Source organism: Pseudomonas sp. LB3P58, from assembly GCF_054897895.1.
Window position 1 is genome coordinate 2,338,169 of the sequence record NZ_JBUBVE010000001.1, and the last position, 19,711, is coordinate 2,357,879.

17 protein-coding genes are annotated in these 19,711 nt (G+C 61.7%); 16 read left to right on the plus strand and 1 reads right to left on the minus strand.

The genetic code is table 11. The features are described 5' to 3' along the window. The 7 genes from ACYZTZ_RS10965 (at position 1) to ACYZTZ_RS10995 (ending at position 8,661) form a co-directional block, all read left to right on the plus strand. On the plus strand, positions 1–1,842 hold the full coding sequence (locus ACYZTZ_RS10965) for an ABC transporter ATP-binding protein (protein ID WP_461998188.1): 1,842 nt from the start codon (positions 1–3) through the stop codon (positions 1,840–1,842). Beyond that, positions 1,839–2,147, plus strand: a complete 309-nt coding sequence (locus tag ACYZTZ_RS10970) for a (2Fe-2S)-binding protein (RefSeq protein WP_415769402.1) — start codon at positions 1,839–1,841, stop codon at positions 2,145–2,147. The genes ACYZTZ_RS10965 and ACYZTZ_RS10970 overlap by 4 nt, the downstream gene beginning before the upstream one ends. After that, positions 2,129–3,520 carry an FAD/NAD(P)-dependent oxidoreductase gene (locus tag ACYZTZ_RS10975; RefSeq protein WP_461998189.1) on the plus strand — a complete coding sequence of 464 codons (1,392 nt, stop codon included), beginning with the start codon at positions 2,129–2,131 and terminating at the stop codon, positions 3,518–3,520. Before ACYZTZ_RS10970 ends, ACYZTZ_RS10975 begins: the two co-directional genes overlap by 19 nt. Next, positions 3,517–4,671 (plus strand): NAD(P)/FAD-dependent oxidoreductase, encoded by a 1,155-nt coding sequence (locus tag ACYZTZ_RS10980; protein WP_461998190.1) that lies wholly within the window; start codon positions 3,517–3,519, stop codon positions 4,669–4,671. Before ACYZTZ_RS10975 ends, ACYZTZ_RS10980 begins: the two co-directional genes overlap by 4 nt. Beyond that, the gene (gene argE / locus ACYZTZ_RS10985) at positions 4,668–5,825 is read left to right on the plus strand and encodes an acetylornithine deacetylase (protein ID WP_461998191.1); all 1,158 of its coding nucleotides are present in this window, start codon (positions 4,668–4,670) and stop codon (positions 5,823–5,825) included. The genes ACYZTZ_RS10980 and argE overlap by 4 nt, the downstream gene beginning before the upstream one ends. A 273-nt stretch (positions 5,826–6,098) precedes the next feature. Then, positions 6,099–7,556 (plus strand): NAD-dependent succinate-semialdehyde dehydrogenase, encoded by a 1,458-nt coding sequence (locus ACYZTZ_RS10990; protein ID WP_461998192.1) that lies wholly within the window; start codon positions 6,099–6,101, stop codon positions 7,554–7,556. Between the two features lie 25 nt (positions 7,557–7,581). Beyond that, the gene (locus ACYZTZ_RS10995) at positions 7,582–8,661 is read left to right on the plus strand and encodes a tartrate dehydrogenase (protein WP_461998193.1); all 1,080 of its coding nucleotides are present in this window, start codon (positions 7,582–7,584) and stop codon (positions 8,659–8,661) included. 123 nt (positions 8,662–8,784) lie between these two features. On the opposite strand, the gene ACYZTZ_RS11000 is transcribed toward ACYZTZ_RS10995, so the two are convergent. Beyond that, the gene (locus tag ACYZTZ_RS11000) at positions 8,785–9,711 is read right to left on the minus strand and encodes a 2-hydroxyacid dehydrogenase (protein ID WP_461998194.1); all 927 of its coding nucleotides are present in this window, start codon (positions 9,709–9,711) and stop codon (positions 8,785–8,787) included. A gap of 272 nt (positions 9,712–9,983) precedes the next feature. On the opposite strand from ACYZTZ_RS11000, the gene gabT reads away from it, so the two are divergent. The 9 genes from gabT (at position 9,984) to nirD (ending at position 19,678) form a co-directional block, all read left to right on the plus strand. Continuing rightward, positions 9,984–11,276 (plus strand): 4-aminobutyrate--2-oxoglutarate transaminase, encoded by a 1,293-nt coding sequence (gabT, locus tag ACYZTZ_RS11005; protein ID WP_461998195.1) that lies wholly within the window; start codon positions 9,984–9,986, stop codon positions 11,274–11,276. Positions 11,277–11,371: 95 nt separating this feature from the next. Then, positions 11,372–12,028 (plus strand): HAD family hydrolase, encoded by a 657-nt coding sequence (locus tag ACYZTZ_RS11010; RefSeq protein ID WP_461998196.1) that lies wholly within the window; start codon positions 11,372–11,374, stop codon positions 12,026–12,028. Positions 12,029–12,073: 45 nt separating this feature from the next. Next, positions 12,074–12,562, plus strand: coding sequence for an Lrp/AsnC family transcriptional regulator (locus ACYZTZ_RS11015; protein WP_008055821.1), 489 nt, complete (start codon positions 12,074–12,076; stop codon positions 12,560–12,562). Between the two features lie 401 nt (positions 12,563–12,963). Then, positions 12,964–13,734, plus strand: a complete 771-nt coding sequence (locus ACYZTZ_RS11020; RefSeq protein ID WP_461998197.1) for a DUF4198 domain-containing protein — start codon at positions 12,964–12,966, stop codon at positions 13,732–13,734. 28 nt (positions 13,735–13,762) lie between these two features. Beyond that, entirely contained in the window at positions 13,763–14,968 is a 1,206-nt protein-coding gene (locus tag ACYZTZ_RS11025) for a DUF1624 domain-containing protein (RefSeq protein ID WP_461998198.1), read from the plus strand. 66 nt (positions 14,969–15,034) lie between these two features. Next, the gene (locus ACYZTZ_RS11030; RefSeq protein ID WP_461998199.1) at positions 15,035–16,378 is read left to right on the plus strand and encodes an OprD family porin; all 1,344 of its coding nucleotides are present in this window, start codon (positions 15,035–15,037) and stop codon (positions 16,376–16,378) included. A 20-nt stretch (positions 16,379–16,398) separates the two neighbouring features. Further along, the gene (locus tag ACYZTZ_RS11035) at positions 16,399–16,644 is read left to right on the plus strand and encodes a hypothetical protein (protein ID WP_461998200.1); all 246 of its coding nucleotides are present in this window, start codon (positions 16,399–16,401) and stop codon (positions 16,642–16,644) included. Between the two features lie 95 nt (positions 16,645–16,739). Further along, entirely contained in the window at positions 16,740–19,301 is a 2,562-nt protein-coding gene (gene nirB / locus ACYZTZ_RS11040; RefSeq protein ID WP_461998201.1) for a nitrite reductase large subunit NirB, read from the plus strand. Continuing rightward, positions 19,301–19,678: a nitrite reductase small subunit NirD gene (gene nirD / locus ACYZTZ_RS11045; protein ID WP_461998202.1), complete on the plus strand. Its 378-nt coding sequence runs from the start codon at positions 19,301–19,303 to the stop codon at positions 19,676–19,678. The genes nirB and nirD overlap by 1 nt, the downstream gene beginning before the upstream one ends. Positions 19,679–19,711: the final 33 nt, after the last annotated feature.

Below are 19,711 nucleotides of genomic sequence, written 5' to 3' on the forward strand. Positions count from 1 at the left end.
ATGAGTGAATTGATTCGAGTCGAAAACCTGCGCGTGGTCGCCTGTGGCGAGCGTGGCGAAGTGGAAATCGTCAAGGGCGTGAGTTTCTCCCTGGAAAAAGGTGAAGTGCTGGCGTTGATCGGCGAGTCCGGTTCCGGCAAGACCACCATCGCTCTGGCGCTGCTCGGTTACGCCCGGCGCGGTTGTCGCCTGGCGTCCGGCGTGGTGCAGATCGGCGAGCACGACATGCTGGCGTTGAGCGAAAGCGAGCTGCAAGGCCTGCGTGGCAACCGGGTTTCGTACATCGCCCAAAGCGCTGCTGCGGCGTTCAACCCGGCGAAAAAACTCATCGATCAAGTGGTGGAGGGCGCATTGATTCATGGCCTGGGCAGCCGCGCCGTGCTCGAAGCCAAGGCCATCGAATTGTTCCGCGACCTGGCGCTGCCGGACCCCGATCGCATTGGCCAGCGCTACCCTCATCAGGTCTCCGGCGGGCAACTGCAGCGGGTCATGGCGGCCATGGCGCTGATCAGCGATCCGCTGCTGGTGGTGCTCGACGAACCGACGACGGCCCTCGACGTGACGACCCAGATCGACGTGCTGCGCGCCTTCAAACGGGTGGTGCGCGAACGGGGGGCGACGGCGGTTTACGTGTCCCACGACCTCGCCGTGGTCGCGCAGATGGCCGATCAGATTGTGGTGCTCAACGGCGGCGAGATTTTCGAACAAAGCGCCACTGCGCCCTTACTCAAAGGCCCGACCCACGAATACACCCGCAGCCTGCTGGCGGCGGCGCGGCCGGACACGACGATTCGTCCGCCCTGCGATGTGGCGCAAGACACGCCCTTGCTGACCATCCAGGGCCTGACCGCCGGTTACGGCAACAAGAACATGCACGGCATGCCGTCGATTCGGGTGCTGGAAGACATCGACCTGACCGTGCGCCGGGGCCAGGCCATCGGCGTGATCGGTGAGTCGGGCTCGGGCAAATCGACCCTGGCGCGGGTGGTGGCGGGGTTGCTGACCCCGGCGCTGGGCGGGCTGACATTCGATGGTCAGCCACTGGGTGGCAGCCTGTCCGAGCGCACCGCCGAACAGTTCCGCCGCATTCAAATGGTCTTCCAGAATGCCGACACCGCGCTCAACCCAATGCACAGCGTCAGCACCATTCTGAGCCGGCCGCTTAAGATGTATTTCGGTCTCAAAGGGGCCGCATTGCGCGAGCGCATCGGCGAGTTGCTGGATCTCGTTCGTTTGCCGCGAACCATGGCCGAACGGCGCCCGAATGAACTGTCCGGCGGGCAAAAGCAGCGGGTCAACCTGGCCCGGGCGCTGGCGGCCAAACCGGACCTGATTCTGTGCGATGAGGTGACCTCGGCGCTCGATACCGTGGTCGGCGCGGCGATTCTCGAACTGCTGCGCGACCTGCGTCAGGAACTGGGGGTTTCGTACCTGTTCATCAGTCACGACATCTCCACCGTGCGCGCGCTGTGCGATGACATTGTGGTGATGTACAGCGGCCACAAAGTTCAGGCCGGCACTCGGCAAGCGTTCGCCCAGGCACCGTTCCATCCTTACACCGACCTGTTGATCCATTCGGTGCCGGAACTGCGTCAGGGCTGGCTGGAGAACTGCGGCACCACTTGCGGCGAACTGCCGCCAATCGGCGCCAGGGCCAACGTGTCGGAGCTGTGCACTTTCCTCAATCGGTGCCCGGTGCGGGTCGACGGCCTGTGCAATCGCACCGCGCCGAACCGCCGAGTCATCGCCGGCGGCAGTGAAATCCTTTGCCACCACGACACGGCCGAGCTGCTGAAAACCCAGCAGGATTTGAACATCATGAGCCAGGGAGCCTATGCATGAAGGGGCGTTTTGTAAGGCTGGCCGAGCAGGGCCGACCGACCGTCAATCTGAAGGTGGACGGCGCACCCATCGAGGCGTTGCAGGGCGATACCCTGATGGTCGCGTTGCTGACCCAGGGCTCGGCGTTGCGCCAGTCGGAATTCGATTCGGGCCGCCGCGCCGGTTTTTGTTTGATGGGGGCCTGCCAGGATTGCTGGGTCTGGACCCGCAGCGGCGAACGCCTGCGTGCCTGTTCCAACGAAGTCCGTGAAGGGCTGGACATCGTCACCACACAACCGGAGGCGACATGGCCACTGCACGGCTGAGCTCTAATAAAGTCGTTATCGTTGGCGCCGGGCCGGCCGGGATTCGCTGTGCCGAAACCCTGCTGGCCGCTGGTGTAAAGCCGATCCTGATCGATGAAAATCGCCGGGATGGCGGGCAGATCTACCGTCGCCAGCCAGAAGGCTTTACCCGCGATTACGCCACGCTGTACGGCACCGAAGCCGCCAAGGCCCGGGACCTGCACCAAAGCTTCGATCGCTTGCGTGGGTCGATCGACTACCGCCCGGACACGCTGGTGTGGAACCTCACGCCGGGGCAATTGTGCTGCGTCAGTCAGGGCAAGCACTCGACGGTGGATTACGACGCGTTGATCCTCTGCACCGGCGCCACCGATCGCTTGATGCCGATCGAAGGCTGGCAACTGGCGGGCACCTACAGCCTCGGCGGGGCGCAGATCGCGCTCAAGTCCCAGGCGGTTTCCATCGGCCACAGCGTGGTGTTCATGGGCAGTGGGCCGTTGCTGTATCTGGTCGCCAGCCAATACGTCAAAGCCGGCGCCAACGTGGTGGCAGTACTCGATACCTCGCCGCTGAGCAAACGGATCGGCGCGTTGCCCAAACTGCTGGCGCGTCCCGGATTGCTGTTCACCGGGATGAAACTCTTGGCGCAGCTGTATCAGGCGAAGATCCCGGTGCACCTGGGGATCAAACCCCTGCAAGTGCTGGGCGACGCCGCGAGCGGCGTCAGTGGCGTGCGGGTCAGCACGGCGCGCGGGGAAACCCTGACGGTCAATTGCGATGCCGTGGCCCTGGGTTATCACTTGCGCCCGGAAACGCAATTGGCCGACCTGGCCGGTTGTCGCCTGCGGTTCGATGAGGCGTCCAGCCAATGGTTGCTGGCGGTAGATGAGGATGGCCGGACCTCGGTCAGTGGCGTGTACGCGGCCGGGGACGGCTCGAAGATTCGCGGCGCGGATGCGGCTGAACACGCCGGAAGGCTGGTCGCCATGGCGCTGTTGGAGGACCTGCACCAACCTTTAAATGCTGGTTTGCGCGACGAACAACGCCACGCGCTGGCGGTGATGGATCAGTTTCGTTTGGGGCTGGCCCAGGCGTTTCCCTGGCCGTCGGCGCAAGCCAAAGCTTTGCCGGATGCCGCCATCGTCTGTCGCTGCGAGATGATCAGCGCCGGCGAGTTGCGCCGCACCGTCAGCGAAAAGGGTGCTTGCGAAGTCAATCGGGCCAAGGCGTTCAGCCGGGTCGGCATGGGCCGTTGCCAGGGCCGTTATTGCTCCCAGGCCGGGGCCGAGGTGATTGCTGCCGCTGCGGGTGTCAGCGTGCAGCTGGTCGGCCGGCAGCGCGGTCAGGCGCCGGTCAAACCCCTTTCGATGCTCACCGAGGAGGTGTCGCCATGACGGTTCACAAAGCCGATGTCGTGATTGTCGGTGGCGGCCTGATGGGTTCGGCGGCGGCGTTTTTTCTGCGTCAGCGCGGTCAGTCGGTGATCCTGCTGGAGCGCGACCAGATTGGTCAGTACGCCAGCGGCGTGAACTTCGGCAACGTACGCCGTCAGGGCCGATTCCTTGGGCAACTGGCGTTGGCCAACCGTTCGTGGGCCCTGTGGAAGCGCTTGCCGGAGTTGATCGACGACGATCTCGAATTCATCGCCAGCGGGCACATGCGTGTGTGTTACCGCGAAGACGAAACCCCTGAGCTGGAAGCCTACGCGGCAGCACCCGAAGCGGCGCAACTGGACCTGAAAATCTTTCGCGGCGCCGAGTTGCACGAGCGCTTCCCGTTTCTCGGGCCAGACGTGAAGGGCGGCTCCTACGCGCCCCACGACGGCCACGCCAATCCGCGTTTGGCCGCCCCGGCGTTTGCCCGCGCCGCACGACGCCTTGGCGCGCGGATCGAAGAACAGACCGAAGTCGCCGAAGTGCAGAAGGTCGCTGGCGAGTTCAGCATTACCACCACCGATGGCCGGCAATTCAGCGCCGCCCAGCTGTTGATCACCGCCGGCGCCTGGGGCCAGAAACTGTCGGCGCAGTTCGGCGAGCCAGTGCCGCTGGACACCCATGGCCCGCAAATGGCGGTGACCGAACCGGTGCCTTACGCCTTGCCGACGGTGATTGGGGTGTACACCAAAATTCCCGAGGAAGTGATCTATTTCCGCCAGATCCCGCGCGGCAACATCGTCATCGGCGGCGGTTACCGCAGCAAACCGGACATGCTCAATCGCCGGGCCTATGTCGAGCCACGCAGCATCCTCAATCAGATGGAACAGATGCGCCGCCTGCTGCCGGGTGTCGGCAACCTCAACATCATTCGGGTCTGGAGCGGCATCGAAGGCTATCTGCCTGACTCCCTGCCGGTGATGGGCCCCAGCGGCACTGTCGATGGCTTGTTCTATGCGTTCGGCTTCTGCGGCCACGGCTTCCAGCTCGGCCCTGGCGTCGGCGATGTGATGGCCGAACTGATCAGCACCGGCAGCACCAGCACGTCGATTGAGCCGTTCTCCATCAACCGGTTCGCCCTCTCAGCCGAGCAACGGAGCAAGGCCTCATGAAACCCCGTGTACTGGATATTCTCAAACGCCTGATGGCCTTCGACACCGTGTCTTCGGAGTCGAACATGGCCCTCATCGACTACGTGCGCGAGCTACTGCTGACCAAGGGCATCGAGTCGCTGATCGTCAAGGATGAAACCGGCAAAAAGGCCAACCTGTTCGCCAGCACCGGCCCACGCGAGTTGCCGGGGATTCTGTTGTCCGGGCATACCGACGTGGTGCCGGCGGCGGGGCAGGCCTGGACCTTCCCGGCATTTCAGGTGACGGTGCAGGACGGGCGGATTTACGGCCGTGGCAGTTGCGACATGAAGGGCTTCATCGCATTGGCCATCGACGCCATGCTCGACGCGGCGGACAGCCCCTTGAGCCGACCGCTGCAACTGGCGCTGTCCCATGACGAAGAGACCGGTTGCGTCGGCGTGCGACGTTTGCTGGACGTGTTGCACCTGGCGCCGGTGCGACCGTTTTTGTGCCTGATCGGTGAGCCGACCAACATGCAGTTTGTGTTGGGGCACAAGGGCAAGGGCTCCTACCGCACGTATTGTCGTGGCCTGGAAGCGCATTCCTCACTGGCACCGCGCTCGGTCAATGCGATTCACGTGGCCTGCGATTTCATCGCCGCGCTGCGTCAAAGCCAGCGGCAATTGCAAGAGCAGGGCGCCCAGGATGCTGACTACGACGTGCCCTACAGCACCGTGCATGTCGGGCAGATTGTTGGCGGCAAGGCGCTGAACATCGTGCCGAACCTGTGCACCCTGGACTTCGAAGTGCGCAACTTGCCGGCGGACGATCTGGATCAGTTCCTGGAACAGATGCGCGAACGGGCCGAAGTCATCGTGCGTGAGGCCAAAAAGCTGTCCAGTGTTGCGGCCATTGAGATTGAAACCGTCAACGTCTATCCCGGTCTCGATACGCACCCGAGCGTCGAAGCGGTGCGCTTCCTGAAGAACTTCGCCGCGCCGGATACCGGCACCGCCAAAGTCTCTTTCGGCACTGAAGGCGGACTGTTCAAGCAGCGTCTGGATGTTCCGGTGGTGGTCTGCGGACCGGGTTCGATCGAACAGGCGCACAAACCGGACGAGTTCATCGAGATCAGCCAGATGGAGGCCGCGGAGCGGTTTCTTGATGGCCTGCTCGGTTCCCTGAAGTTGTAATCAGGTTCCATGGCAAGCACCGATCAAATGTGGGAGCGAGCTTGCTCGCGATAGCGGAGTGTCAGCCAACATCAATGTTGAATGTCAGTCCCTCATCGCGAGCAAGCTCGCTCCCACAGGGTTTTGTGTTTGTCTGAAGGACCATAAGACTCTCGGTAGAGCCTGCCGTCCCACCCCGAATTTCAGCATCCAACACCGCGCAAACCGCACTTTCAGCATCCTCATCCGCAACACCTCCCTAGACTGGAGCGTGTCTCGGATCAGGACTCGACCATGCTCAAGAATCGTTTGAAAGACCCCAGCCTTTTGGTAGAACTCGCCTATGTCGACGGGCAGTGGATCGGCGCCGACAACGCCGCGACTCTGGACGTCATCGACCCGGCCAACGGCCAGTTGCTTGCCCGCGTACCAGCGATGCAGGGCGCGGAAACCCGTCGCGCCATCGAAGCCGCCGAAAAAGCCTGGCCGGCCTGGCGCGCACGCCCGGCAGCGGAACGTGCGGCGCTGCTCGAGCGCTGGTATCAGGCCATGATCGACAACCTCGACGACCTGGCGCTGATCATGACCTGCGAACAGGGCAAACCGTTGAACGAAGCCAAAGGCGAAATTCGCTACGGCGCCGGTTTCGTCAAATGGTTCGCCGAGGAGGCCCGACGGGTCTACGGCGAAACCATGCCGGCCCCCAGCGGTGACCGCCGACTGCTGACGCTCAAGCAACCAGTGGGTGTGTGCGCCGCGATCACCCCGTGGAATTTCCCCAATGCGATGATCACCCGCAAATGCGCGCCGGCCCTGGCGGCCGGGTGCCCGATCATCGTCAAGCCCTCGGACCTGACGCCATTGTCGGCCCTGGCCCTGGCGGTGTTGGCCGAACGCGTGGGCATCCCGGCCGGGGTGTTCAACGTGTTGACCGGCATGCCTGCCGGGATCGGCGAAGAACTGACCGGCAACCCAAGCGTGCGCAAGATTTCCTTCACCGGCTCGACCGCCGTCGGCCGCTTGCTGATGCGCCAGAGCGCCGAACACATCAAGCGCTTGAGCCTGGAACTGGGCGGCAACGCGCCGTTCATTGTGTTCGACGACGCTGACCTTGAGCAGGCCGTCGCCGGCATCATGCTCAGCAAGTTTCGCAACGCCGGGCAAACCTGCGTCTGTGCCAATCGTATTTTGGTGCAGGACGGCATCTACGAACGTTTCGCCCAGCGTCTGGTGGAGGAGGTGGGCAAGCTCAAGGTCGGTAACGGCCTGGACGCCGACGTCACCATCGGTCCGCTGATCAATCCGGCGGCGGTGAGCAAAGTCGCCCGGCACATCGACGATGCCCTGAGCCAGGGCGCACGTTTGCTCTGCGGCGGCATTCCCGAGGGCGACAGCCAGTTTGTCCAGCCCACGGTAATCGGCGAGGCCCACGCGGGCATGCTGCTGGCCAACGAAGAAACCTTCGGCCCGGTGGCGCCGCTGATGCGTTTCACCGACGAAGCCGAAGCCCTTGCGCTGGCCAATGCCACGCCTTACGGTCTGGGTGCCTACTATTTCACTCAAGACTTGCGTCGTTCATGGCGTTTCGGCGAGGCGCTGGAATTCGGCATGGTCGGCCTCAACACCGGGATCATTTCCATGGAAGTCGCGCCGTTCGGCGGCATCAAACAATCAGGCCTGGGCCGCGAAGGCAGCAAGTACGGTCTGGATGAATACCTTGAAGTCAAAGCCTTCCACATCGGCGGGCTGTAATTCACAGACACGGGGAGGCAGATTGATGAGCAAGACATTCAAAATCGCCGCGATTGCCGGCGATGGCATCGGCAAGGAAGTCCTGCCGGAAGGCCTGCGAGTACTGGAGCAAGCCGCGAAGAAATGGCAGCTGGATCTGAGCATCGAAGTGCTCGACTGGGCGCATTGCGATTACTACCTGGAACACGGGCAGATGATGCCCGACGATTGGTTCCAACAGCTCAAGGGCTTCGACGCGATTTACTTCGGTGCCGTGGGTTGGCCGGACAAGGTGCCAGACCACATTTCCTTGTGGGGCTCGCTGCTCAAGTTCCGTCGGGACTTTGACCAGTACGTGAACATTCGCCCGGTGCGGCTGTTCCCCGGCGTGCCGTGCCCCTTGGCCGGACGCAAACCGGGGGACATCGATTTCGTGGTGATCCGCGAGAACACCGAGGGCGAATATTCCTCGGTGGGCGGCAAGATGTTCGAAGGCACCGAGCATGAGTTCGTGCTGCAAGAGTCGGTGTTTAGCCGGCGCGGCGTGGACCGGATTCTCAAGTTCGCCTTCGAGCTGGCCCAGACCCGACCGCGCAAGCGCCTGACGGCGGCGACCAAGTCCAACGGGATTTCCATCAGCATGCCGTACTGGGACGAACGCACCGCATTGATGGCGGCGCAGTACCCGGACATCACCTGGGACAAGCAGCACATCGACATTCTGTGCGCGCGTTTCGTGCTGCAACCGGACCGGTTTGATGTGGTGGTGGCGTCGAACCTGTTCGGCGATATTCTGTCCGACCTGGGACCGGCGTGTGCAGGGACCATTGGTATTGCGCCGTCGGCCAACCTTGATCCTGAACGGCGGTTTCCGTCGCTGTTCGAGCCGGTGCATGGCTCGGCGCCGGACATTTATGGGCAGAACATCGCCAACCCGATTGCGATGATCTGGTCCGGGGCGTTGATGCTGGACTTTCTGGGGAATGGAGACGAGCGCTATCGTGCGGCGCATGACGGGATCTTGCAGGCGATCGAGCGGGTGATTGCGGAGGGGCCGATTACACCGGATTTGGGGGGGAAGGGGTCGACTCAAGAGGTTGGCAAAGCCATCGCCGACATTCTCTAAGCCACCGCCCAACCAATGTGGGAGCGAGCTTGCTCGCGATGAGGGACTAACATTCAACATGGATGTTGACTGAAACTCCGCCATCGCGAGCAAGCTCGCTCCCACATTTGTTATGTGTTGAGTTCAGTAACCTTGGGTGCGGTCGATTTGGCCCACCATTGGCTTACCCTGTTCAAACCGCCGAATATTCTCCAACAACACCCCAAACGCACTCTCCGGCTGCGTCATCGCGGCAATATGCGGTGTCAGCAGAATCTGCGGGTGATCCCAAAACGGATGATCCGCCGGCGCCGGTTCTTCCTGTAGCACATCCAGCACCGCACCACTGAGCTGTCCGCTGTCCAGCGCCTCAAGCAGATCACTTTCCACCAGATGTCCGCCACGGCCCATGTTGATCAATGCCGCGCCATGGGGCAGTTGCCGGAACAACTCACGATCAAGAATGCCCTGAGTCTGCTCAGTCAGCGGCAGCACGCACAGCAGAATGTCGCACTGGCTGAGGAACGCCGGCAGTTGCTCGCGCCCGGCATAGCACTCCACGCCAGCGACCTGATGCGCACTGCGCGCCCAACCCGACAAGGCAAAGCCCATCGGCTGCAACGTCGCCAGAATCTGCTGAGCCTGGGTGCCAAGGCCCATGACCCCGATCCGCCGCGTGGCCGCCGGTTGCAGCAAGTGCGCCTGCCAGCACCGGGCCATTTGCTGCTGGCGATAACGCAGCATGTCCCGGTGCAGGCTCAGCACCGCAAAACTGGCGTACTCGCACATGCCGCGGGTGATGCCGGGGTCCAGCAGACGCACCACCGGCAAGCTTGCGGGCAAGCGACTGAGGTCCAGTTGATCGACCCCGGCGGACAACGCGAACAACACGTTCAGATTCGGCAGCAAAACCTCTAGATCGTCGGGTGCCTGCCAGGCGGCGAGGTACTCGATGTCCGCGGGATCACCGATGTCCGGCCAGGCGCGCCATTCGATATCCGGGGCGTGTTCGGCAAACAGCGCTTTCCACTGTTCGCCGCGCACAGGGTCAGCTTTATAAAGCAGGGCCATGGGCATGTCCTGATGGATGAAGGTGCTGCCCATCATCGCGCAACGTCAGCGCAGGATCTGTCGAAAGGGCCGGGTTAAACGGGTTTCGCGATGTTCGATCGGCGACGGCCCGGCAGATTCGGCGGGTGAAAGGAATCTGCCGTTTGGCAGGGTGAAAACAGTCGATCCGAATTTCTCAGGGGCCAAGTTCGGCGTAGATCGTTTCGCGCAAGGCTTAACCTGAACACCATCGCAACCACCTCCCGGTTGCCGGACTCACGATGGGATATGCCATGAATAGCAAAGTCGACGAAACCCCTCATTTGCTCCGTCAGCGCGATCAATTCGTGCCACGTGGCCTGGTTACCGCTCACCCGTTGGTGATCGATCGCGCCCAAGGTGCCGAGTTGTGGGACGTGGACGGCAAGCGCTACCTGGATTTTGTCGGCGGCATCGGTGTGCTGAACATCGGTCACAACCACCCGAAGGTGGTCGCTGCGGTGCAGGCGCAATTGCAAAAGGTCTCTCACGCCTGTTTCCAGGTGGTGGCCTATAAGCCATATCTCGATTTGGCCCAGCGCCTGTGCGAAATGATCGGTGGCCAAGAAGCCTATAAAGCGGCGTTCTTTACCTCCGGTGCCGAGGCGGTGGAAAACGCGGTGAAGATCGCCCGCGCCCACACCAATCGCTCGGCGGTGATCGCCTTTCGCGGTGGCTTCCACGGTCGTACCTTGCTCGGCACCACGCTGACCGGCATGAGCCAGCCGTACAAGCAGAACTTCGGGCCGTTCGCGCCGGAGGTCTTCCACACTCCGTATCCGAATGCCTATCGCGGCGTCACCAGCGAGATGGCGCTCAAGGCCCTCGACGAGTTGTTGGCCACCCAGGTTGCCCCTGAGCGTGTCGCCGCGATCATCATTGAACCGGTGCAGGGCGACGGCGGTTTCCTGTCAGCGCCGGCGGAGTTTCTCCAGGCCCTGCGCGCGCTGACGGAAAAGCACGGCATCGTGCTGATTCTCGATGAAATCCAGACCGGTTTCGGCCGTACCGGCAAGTGGTTCGGTTTCCAGCACGCCGGCATTCAGCCGGACCTGGTGACCGTCGCCAAGAGCCTGGCCGGTGGCTTGCCGTTGTCCGGGGTGGTCGGCAAAGCCGAGATCATGGACGCGCCGCTGCCCGGTGGCCTGGGCGGCACCTACGGTGGCAACGCCTTGTCCTGCGCCGCCGCGCTGGCGGTGATCGAGGCCTTCGAGCAGGAACAATTGCTGGCCCGCGGCGAAGCATTGGGCGAGCGTTTGCGTCAGGGGCTGCTGCGTTTGCAGGCCCGTCACGGGCAAATCGGCGACGTGCGCGGCACCGGGTTCATGCTGGCGATCGAACTGATCAAGGATGACGCGGCCCGCACGCCGGACGCTGACCTCAATCAGCGACTGATCGATGAAGCCCGGGCCGGCGGTTTGCTGGTGATCAAATGCGGTGTGTACCGCAACGTGCTGCGCTTCCTCGCACCGCTGGTGGCCACCGAAGCACAGGTCGATGAAGCGCTGCAGATTCTTGAAGCGGCATTGGCACGCGTCTTGAACTGAGCTCATGGCCGCTCGGGGCGGTGCCACAAGGCATCGTCCGTGAGCGTTTATGGAGCATGGATTGATGGAATGCATCATCGGAGGCTTTGCACACCATGGGGCTGACTGATTATCGAGCACTGCTCATCGATTGCGATGAGGTCCTGGTCGATCGGGACTCGGGTGTCTGGACGGCACTGCAACCGCTGCTGGACAGCCGAGGCGGTCATCCGGACAAGGAACAGGTGCTGGCCGAATACAGCGAGGTGGTGCAAGCGCTGTATCCGCGTTTCGCTGAGCTGGGCTTTAGTGGCGTGCTGTGTTTCGCCCATCGCCAACTGGCCGAGCGCTGGGGCCTGAAAGCCAGCTGGGAGGAGGGCATGAGCTTTGCCCGTTCGGTGGCCGGTTGGTCGCTGTTCGAGGACGCGCCTGGGGCAATGTTGTACCTGCGCAAGTTCTACCGCTTGCTGGTGCACGGCGACCGGGATGCCGAGGATCGAGGGTTGCTGTGTGAACGACTGGGGATCATGCCCGACGATTTCATTTCACTGGCCAGCGACCCTTTGCTCGATCCGCAGTGGTTAAAGACCAACGACCTTGAACCCGGCAACATCCTGCAAGTGACCCGTCCTTCGGCTGGTCGACAGGCGGCCAAAGACGTGTGCCTGATCTGTCGCGGCCGGTCAAAACACCCCACGCCGTGCGCGGCGGATTACTGTATTAACAGCATGGCGGATCTGGTAGCTCAGCATCAGCTGTCTTTACGGCGCTGATTTTGCTAGAAGATTGTCTTACAAACGGCAGTCAAGAGGTACGCAATGGAAGGGTTAGTCAAACTGGACCGAATCGACATCAGCATCCTGGTTGAGCTGCAAAAGGACGGGCGCATGACCAACGTCAGCCTGGCCGATGCGGTGGGGTTGTCGGCCAGTCCCTGCCTGCAACGGGTCAAACGGCTTGAGTCGGCCGGGTATATTTCCAGCTACAAGGCGCACCTGAACCTGGCCAAGATCACCGATTCGGTGACGGTGTTTACCGAAATCACCTTGAGCGACCACAAGCGAGAAGACTTCGCCAAGTTCGAGTCCAATATCCGTCTGGTGGACGAAGTGCTCGAATGCCATTTGATCAGCGGTGGCTACGATTATCTGGTGCGCTTCATGACCCGCAGTATCCAGCATTATCAGGAAGTGATCGAAAGCCTGCTCGACAAGAACATCGGCATTTCCAAGTACTTCAGTTACATCGTCATCAAATCTCCAGTGCTCAAGGACGGCGTGCCGCTGCGCAAGCTCCTGCGCCACTGACAGACTCCATTCTCAAACCCAATACAAATCCCCTGTGGGAGCGGGCTTGCTCGCGAAGAGGCCGTATCAGTCGGTAGAAATGTCGACTGACAAACCGCTTTCGCGAGCAAGCCCGCTCCCACATTTGTTTTGCAGCGCCACCTGCACCGCGTTTGGACATGAGTTCGTTAGATCCCCTCAACGCGCTTCATCCTGGCGCAAGCCGCATAAACGGCTGTTTCAAGCCACAAAAACAGTTGCCGATTGCCCCCTATGCACTGATTTCAGAGCAAAGCGCAAAAGTCTCTGCGCTGTAATGCGTTCAGAGAGAGGGGAGCGGTTTTTGAAGTCGCTGATTCCACAGGATGAGACGGCTGCAACAAACCGCTGAATAACACCAATCGGAGCGTAAAAAAATGCGAATGAGCAACGCAAAAGCACTATTGGGTTACGGCGTCTTATTGCTGGCGAGCAGCAGCGAGGCGCATCAGATCTGGTATGAACAACCACCCGGGCAACCCCTGGCGTTGTACTACGGGGAATATGACAAGAACATGCTGGAAGTCACGCCGGGCGGGATGGACCGGTTCCAGCAACTCAAGGGCTGGTCGATCAGCAACAAGTCCCAGCCGTTAACACTGACCTTGCAGCGCCAGGCCTTTGCGGTGGCGCATCAAACCCGGGCAGATGATTCGCTGCTGGCCCAGGACCCGCACTATCCGATCTTCGATACTCATGAGGCCGACAAGGCGCTGAAGACCCACTGGACGCCAGCGACCCGTTGGGTTGGCGACTTGCGCGCCCGCACCCCGGAACTGACCCTGGACATCGTGCCCACCGGCGTCGCCGATGCAGGCAAGGCGCAATTCCAGGTGTTCTATGCGTCCAAACCGTTGGCCGACCAGGACGTGGTGCTGGAAACCGGCTCCGGTGAAGTGTTCACCCAGCGCACCGACGCCGCGGGCAAAGTCAGCTTCGAGCTGCCGTGGCAGGGCACCTACGTGGTGGCCGTGGAATACAAGGACCGCACGCCCGGCGAGCGCATCAGTCCTCAAGGCAAAGCCGAACCGTTCGATATAAAGAGCTTCAGTTCGACACTGTCGTTCTATCGATCACAGGGCCAGACGCCGTTGCCGCGCGCGCCGTCGCAGCTGCCGGCATCGGAAGTCGCCAGGCTGAAGAAACAGGCCTGACCCCTCGACCACTACATGAGTGACTGATATGACCCCATCTTCAGGATTGGCAGGGCAGGCGACAGCCGCTTCCCCTGCGCTTGCAACCAGTGCCGTCAAGGCCAACACCCGAATGCTGGCGATCGACGCCTTGCGCGGCTTCGTCATGCTGTTGATGCTGATCGACCATGTGCGCGAAACCTTTCTGCTGCACCGTCAGGTCACCGACCCGATCGATGCGTTGAGCGTCACGCCGGACCTGTATTTCACCCGCATGCTCAGCGAGATCTGCGCGCCTGCGTTCATCTTCCTCACCGGTTTGTCGGCCTGGCTCTACAGCCAGAAACACACAGCGAAAGAAACCTCGGTGTTCCTGCTCAAGCGCGGGTTGTTCCTGGTGTTTCTCGAAGTCACCTTCGTGTGCTTTGCCTGGAACGCCGAATTCCCGCCCAAGACCCTGTGGCTGCAGGTGATCTGGTGCATCGGCATCTGCATGATCGTGCTCGCCGGGTTGCTGCACTTCAAACGCAGTTGGCTGATCGTGCTCGGGGTGGCCATTGTCGCCGGGCACAACCTGCTCGATGGCGTGACTGTGGGGCCGGAGTCGCCGTTCTTCGTGCCGTGGTCGATCTTGCATCAGCGGGTGTTCATCGACATCACCGAGTTCACCCGGGCCCGCACCACTTACCCGGTATTGCCCTGGATTGGCGTGATCCTGCTGGGGTGGGGAATCGGGCCGTGGTTCGGCAAGGACATGGACCCGGCCGAGCGGATTTCCCGCCTGCTCAAACTGGGCGCCGGCCTGTTGGTGGCGTTCGTGTTCATCCGCTACCTGAACGTCTATGGCGAGAAACCCTGGGTGCAGACCGGTGATTCGTTGCGCACCTTCATGAGTTTCATGAGCGCCAAGAAGTACCCGCCCTCGCTGATGTTCCTGATGCCGACGATTGGCCTTTCGCTGATCTTGCTGGCGCTGTTCGAGAAGCTGCAGGATCGCTGGTCCACCGCGACCCTGGCGATTTACGGCGGGGCGCCGATGTTCTTCTATTTGCTGCACTTGTACGTACTCAAGGCCATGTACCTGGTGGCGGTCGCGATCTGGGGCGCCAATCAGGGGGCCTACTATGGCTTCGACAACCTGCCCACGGTGTGGCTGTGGAGTGTGATCCTCGGGGTGTTGCTGTTCTTCCCGACGCGCTGGTTCGCCAACCTCAAACAGCGCCGCCGCGATATCGCGATCCTCAAATACCTCTGAGGTGACCTACGGTGTCCCCCGTTCGGCGGGACACCTTGCAGACCCCGAACTCTGTGGAGTTGCACTGTGAAAACCTTATCGACACACACCCTGCTATTGGCATTGGGCGGGCAGTCTCTGCTCGCCCTGGCTTCAGAGCAAGACACCGCAAAAGGCTTTATCGAAGACAGCCAATGGAGCCTGCTCAACCGCAGCCTCTACGACCGTCGCGACTATGAACACGGTTCACTGAGCAATGGCGCGCGCAATGCCTTCAAGCCCCGCGCCGAACGCAGCGACCTGGCCGAGGAGTGGGCCTACGGCCTGATGGCCGATTTCACCTCCGGCTACACCGCCGGCACCGTGGGCTTGGGCCTGGACGCCCATGTGTATTCCGGCTGGGAACTGGACAGCGGCGGCGGGCGGGCCGGCAAGGCGCGGGTGTTGGGCGTGGACAATGACGGGCACCCCAAGGATGAATTCAGCCGTGGCGGTGCCGTGGCCAAGCTGCGGTTTTCCTCGACGGAATTGCGTTACGGCGAGCAGCGGGTGAAAACCCCGGTGTTCGGTTCATCCGACAGCCGCTTGCTGCCGGAGACCGCCACCGGCTGGCTGCTGACCAGTCGCGAATTGCCCGCCACCACCTTGTATGGCGGACATTTCAACGAAAGCACCGACCGCAACGCCACCAGCCATGACCAAGGCTTTGTGGTCAATTACTCCAACGGCAAACAGGGCGACAGCTTCGACCTGGTGGGGGTGCGCAACACGGCGGTCAAAGGACTCAACGCCAGCCTGTTCAGCGCGGATTACGCCGACACCTGGCGACAGCATTACCTGGGCGCGCTCTACACCCAGCCGTTGGCGGAAGGCCAAGACCTGATCTTTGATCTCAATTTGTACCGAACCCAGGACACCGGCAAAGCCTTGTCCGGCCGCATCGACAACACCACCTGGAGTTTGCTGTCGACCTACAAGCTCGGGGCCCACAGCTTCGGGCTGGGTTATCAAAAGGTCGATGGCGACACGCCCTTCGATTACGTGACCCGGGGCGCGATCTACCTGAGTAACGCTGTGGCGCTGTCCGATTTCAACGCGCCCCGGGAGGCTTCCTGGCAAGCGCGCTACGATCTGAACATGGCCGGTTACGGGATTCCCGGCCTGACCTTCGGCGCCCTGTACGTGCGCGGCAGCGGCATCGACGGTACGCACATGGACCCGAACGGCGGCTACAAGTGGTTGGGTTACGGGCAGGGCGGCAAGCACTGGGAACGTGATCTGCAGGCCAAATACGTGGTGCAGTCGGGCGTCGCGAAAAACCTCGCGTTCAGCCTGCGCCATGCGGTTCATCGCGGGAATGCGGCGCAAGCGGAGCTGGACGCCAATCAGATCCGCCTGGCCATCGAGTACCCGCTAGGTGGCAAATTCTGATCCGGAACGGGATCGTCTTTGTGCACTTTTATAAGGCCGTGCAACACGCCTCTGCACTATGCGAAGGCAAATGTCGGGCGTTCATGGCCACCCGTGGTCAACGTTTACTGGCGCAAGGACTGCCAATGGCCGACTGGCACAAAGTCTGCAAGACACTGTTCAGGCCCACTGTGAATGCAGTCGAGTGGGCAGCCCCCTCGGTCAACGACGATCGATTGGCCGAACAGGTCGCGGGCAACATCGGTGGATCCGGCATAGATGCCTGACTTAGCACCGTAAACGAACAGGCAAAGACGCCTGGAACCGCAAGGTTTCAGGCGTTTTTTTTTGCTTTTTGAACAGCTATCGACGGGTGTCTCTTATGAATTCCAATGTTGCCACTTTGAACAAGCTGCAAACGCTGATCGTGATCGGCAATGGCATGGTCGGACATCATTGTGTCGAACAGCTGATCGAACGCGGTGCCCTTGATCAGTATCGGCTGCACGTGTTCAGCGAGGAGCCGATGCGTGCCTACGACCGCGTGCACCTTTCCGAGTATTTCTCCGGCCGTGATGCCGAGTCGCTGGCCCTCGGTGAAGCCTCGCTGTACCAGACCCCGGGCGTCACGCTGCATCTGGGGGTGCCGGTCCTGGAAATCGACCGCGCACGCCGCCAGGTGATCACCGCACAAGGCTGTGTCTCCTACGACAAATTGGTGCTGGCCACCGGGTCCTATCCGTTTGTTCCGCCAATCGAAGGCGCCGAGGGCGATTCGCGCCTGGTGTATCGCACCCTTGAAGACCTCGACGCCATTCGTGCCGCGGCAAGCAACGCTCGACGCGGTGTGGTGGTCGGCGGTGGCTTGCTCGGTCTGGAAGCGGCCAACGCCCTGAAAACCCTGGGGCTGGAAGCCCATGTGGTGGAATTCGCCCCGCGCCTGATGCCGGTGCAGTTGGACGAATACGGTGGCGTGGCGCTCAAGGCGCAGATCGAACGCCTCGGCGTCGGTGTGCACCTGTCGCGCGGTACGCAATCGATCAGCGCAGGCGAGGAATACCGCTACCGGATGAACTTCGCCAATGACGAATTCCTTGAAACCGACCTGATCGTGTTTTCCGCCGGTATCCGTGCGCAAGACGCACTGGCCCGTCAATGCTCGCTGGAAGTCGGCCCGCGCGGCGGTGTGGTGATTGACGACCAATGCCAGAGCCGCGATCCGAACATCTATGCGATCGGCGAGTGTGCCGCGTGGAACGGCAGCATTTTTGGCCTGGTCGCCCCGGGCTACCAAATGGCACGCGGTGTCGCCGCATTGCTGTGCAACGAAACCGCCGAGCCGTTCATGGGCGCGGACATGTCGACCAAGCTCAAGCTGCTGGGCGTCGATGTCGGCTCCATCGGCGACGCCCACGGCAGCACGCCGGGCGCGCGCAGTTATCAGTTCATCGACGAAACCACGGCCAGCTATCGTCGCCTGGTGGTGGATGCCACGGGCAAGCACGTCATCGGTGCGGTGTTGGTCGGTGACAACAGCTATTACGACACACTGCTGCAATACATGCAGAACGCGATTGCGCTGCCGGCGGAACCCGCCAGTCTGATTCTGCCGTCGTCCGAAGGCGCGCCGACGCTGGGCCCGGGCGCGTTGCCCGAAGCGGCCACGGTGTGCTCGTGCCACAACGTGACCAAGGGTTCCATTTGCTCGGCCATCGACGGTGGCTGCACCGACCTCGGCCTGCTCAAGTCGCAGACCAAGGCGTGCACCGGTTGCGGTGGTTGTGCCGGGCTGCTCAAGCAGGTTTTCGAGCATGAGTTGATTGCCCGTGGCGTCAGCGTCGACAAGAGCCTGTGCGAACACTTCGCCTATACCCGCCAAGAGCTGTATGCGCTGGTGCGGGTAGAAGGGGTGATCACTTTCGAAGAACTGCTGGCCAAGCATGGCCGTGGCCACACCGGTTGCGACGTGTGCAAACCGGCGGTGGGCTCGATCCTCGCGTCGTGCTGGAACCAGCCGATCATGGACGCCTCACTGGTGCCGCTGCAGGACACCAACGACACCTTCATGGCCAATATGCAGAAAAACGGCACCTATTCGGTGGTACCACGCATCCCCGGTGGTGAGATCACCGCCGACAAACTGATTGCGATTGGTGTAGTGGCGAAGAAATACGACCTCTACACCAAAATCACCGGCGGCCAGCGTATCGACCTGTTTGGCGCGCAGTTGCATGAACTGCCGGACATCTGGGCCGAGCTGATCGAAGCCGGTTTCGAAACCGGGCATGCCTATGGCAAATCGACCCGCACGGTGAAGTCTTGCGTCGGCAGCACCTGGTGCCGTTACGGCGTGCAAGACAGCGTGCAAATGGCCCTGACCATCGAGGACCGCTACAAAGGCCTGCGCTCGCCGCACAAGCTCAAATTCGCGGTGTCCGGTTGCACCCGTGAGTGTGCCGAGGCCCAGAGCAAGGACGTTGGCGTGATCGCCACCGAGAAAGGCTGGAACCTTTACATCGCCGGTAACGGCGGCATGCGCCCACGTCACGCTGAGCTGTTCGCCACCGACCTCGACGATGCGACCCTGATCCGCTACATCGACCGCTTCCTGATGTTCTACATCCGCACCGCCGACAAATTGCAGCGCACCTCGGTGTGGCGCGAAAGCCTGGAGGGCGGCCTCGATTACCTCAAGGACGTGATCATCAACGACAGCCTCGGGCTGGGTGAAGAGCTCGAGTCGCAGATGCAACTGGTGGTCAATCGCTATGAATGCGAGTGGGCCAACGCCCTCAAAGACCCGGAAAAACTCAAACGCTTCCGTACCTTCGTCAACGATAAACGCCCGGACCCGGACATCCACTTTGTCCAGGAACGCGGCCAGCGGCGCCCGATCATGGCCGCCGAACTCAACCTTATCCCTGTTACCGAGGAGATTGCCTGATGAGCCAGTCCAATACCCAACGCATCGATTCCCTGGAAAACCCCGAGGCCTGGCAAACGGTGTGCGAGCAACAGGACCTGGTCAGCAACTCAGGCGTTGTCGTCTGGCTCGATGGCGCGCAAGTGGCGCTGTTCTACCTGCCGAGTGCGGAGGGTCGGACCCTCTATGCCATCGACAACCATGACCCGCAATCCGGGGCGAATGTCATCGGTCGCGGGTTGGTGGGCAGCATCAAGGGTGATCTGGTGGTTGCATCGCCGATCTACAAACAGCATTTCCGTCTTGAGGACGGCAGCTGCCTGGAGTACCCGCAACAGCGTCTGCGTGTCTGGCCCGTGCGGTTGAACAGCGGCGTGGTGGAAGTCGGGGTGGCTTGAGCCTGTTCAACAGCATCGCGTATCCGCATCGGA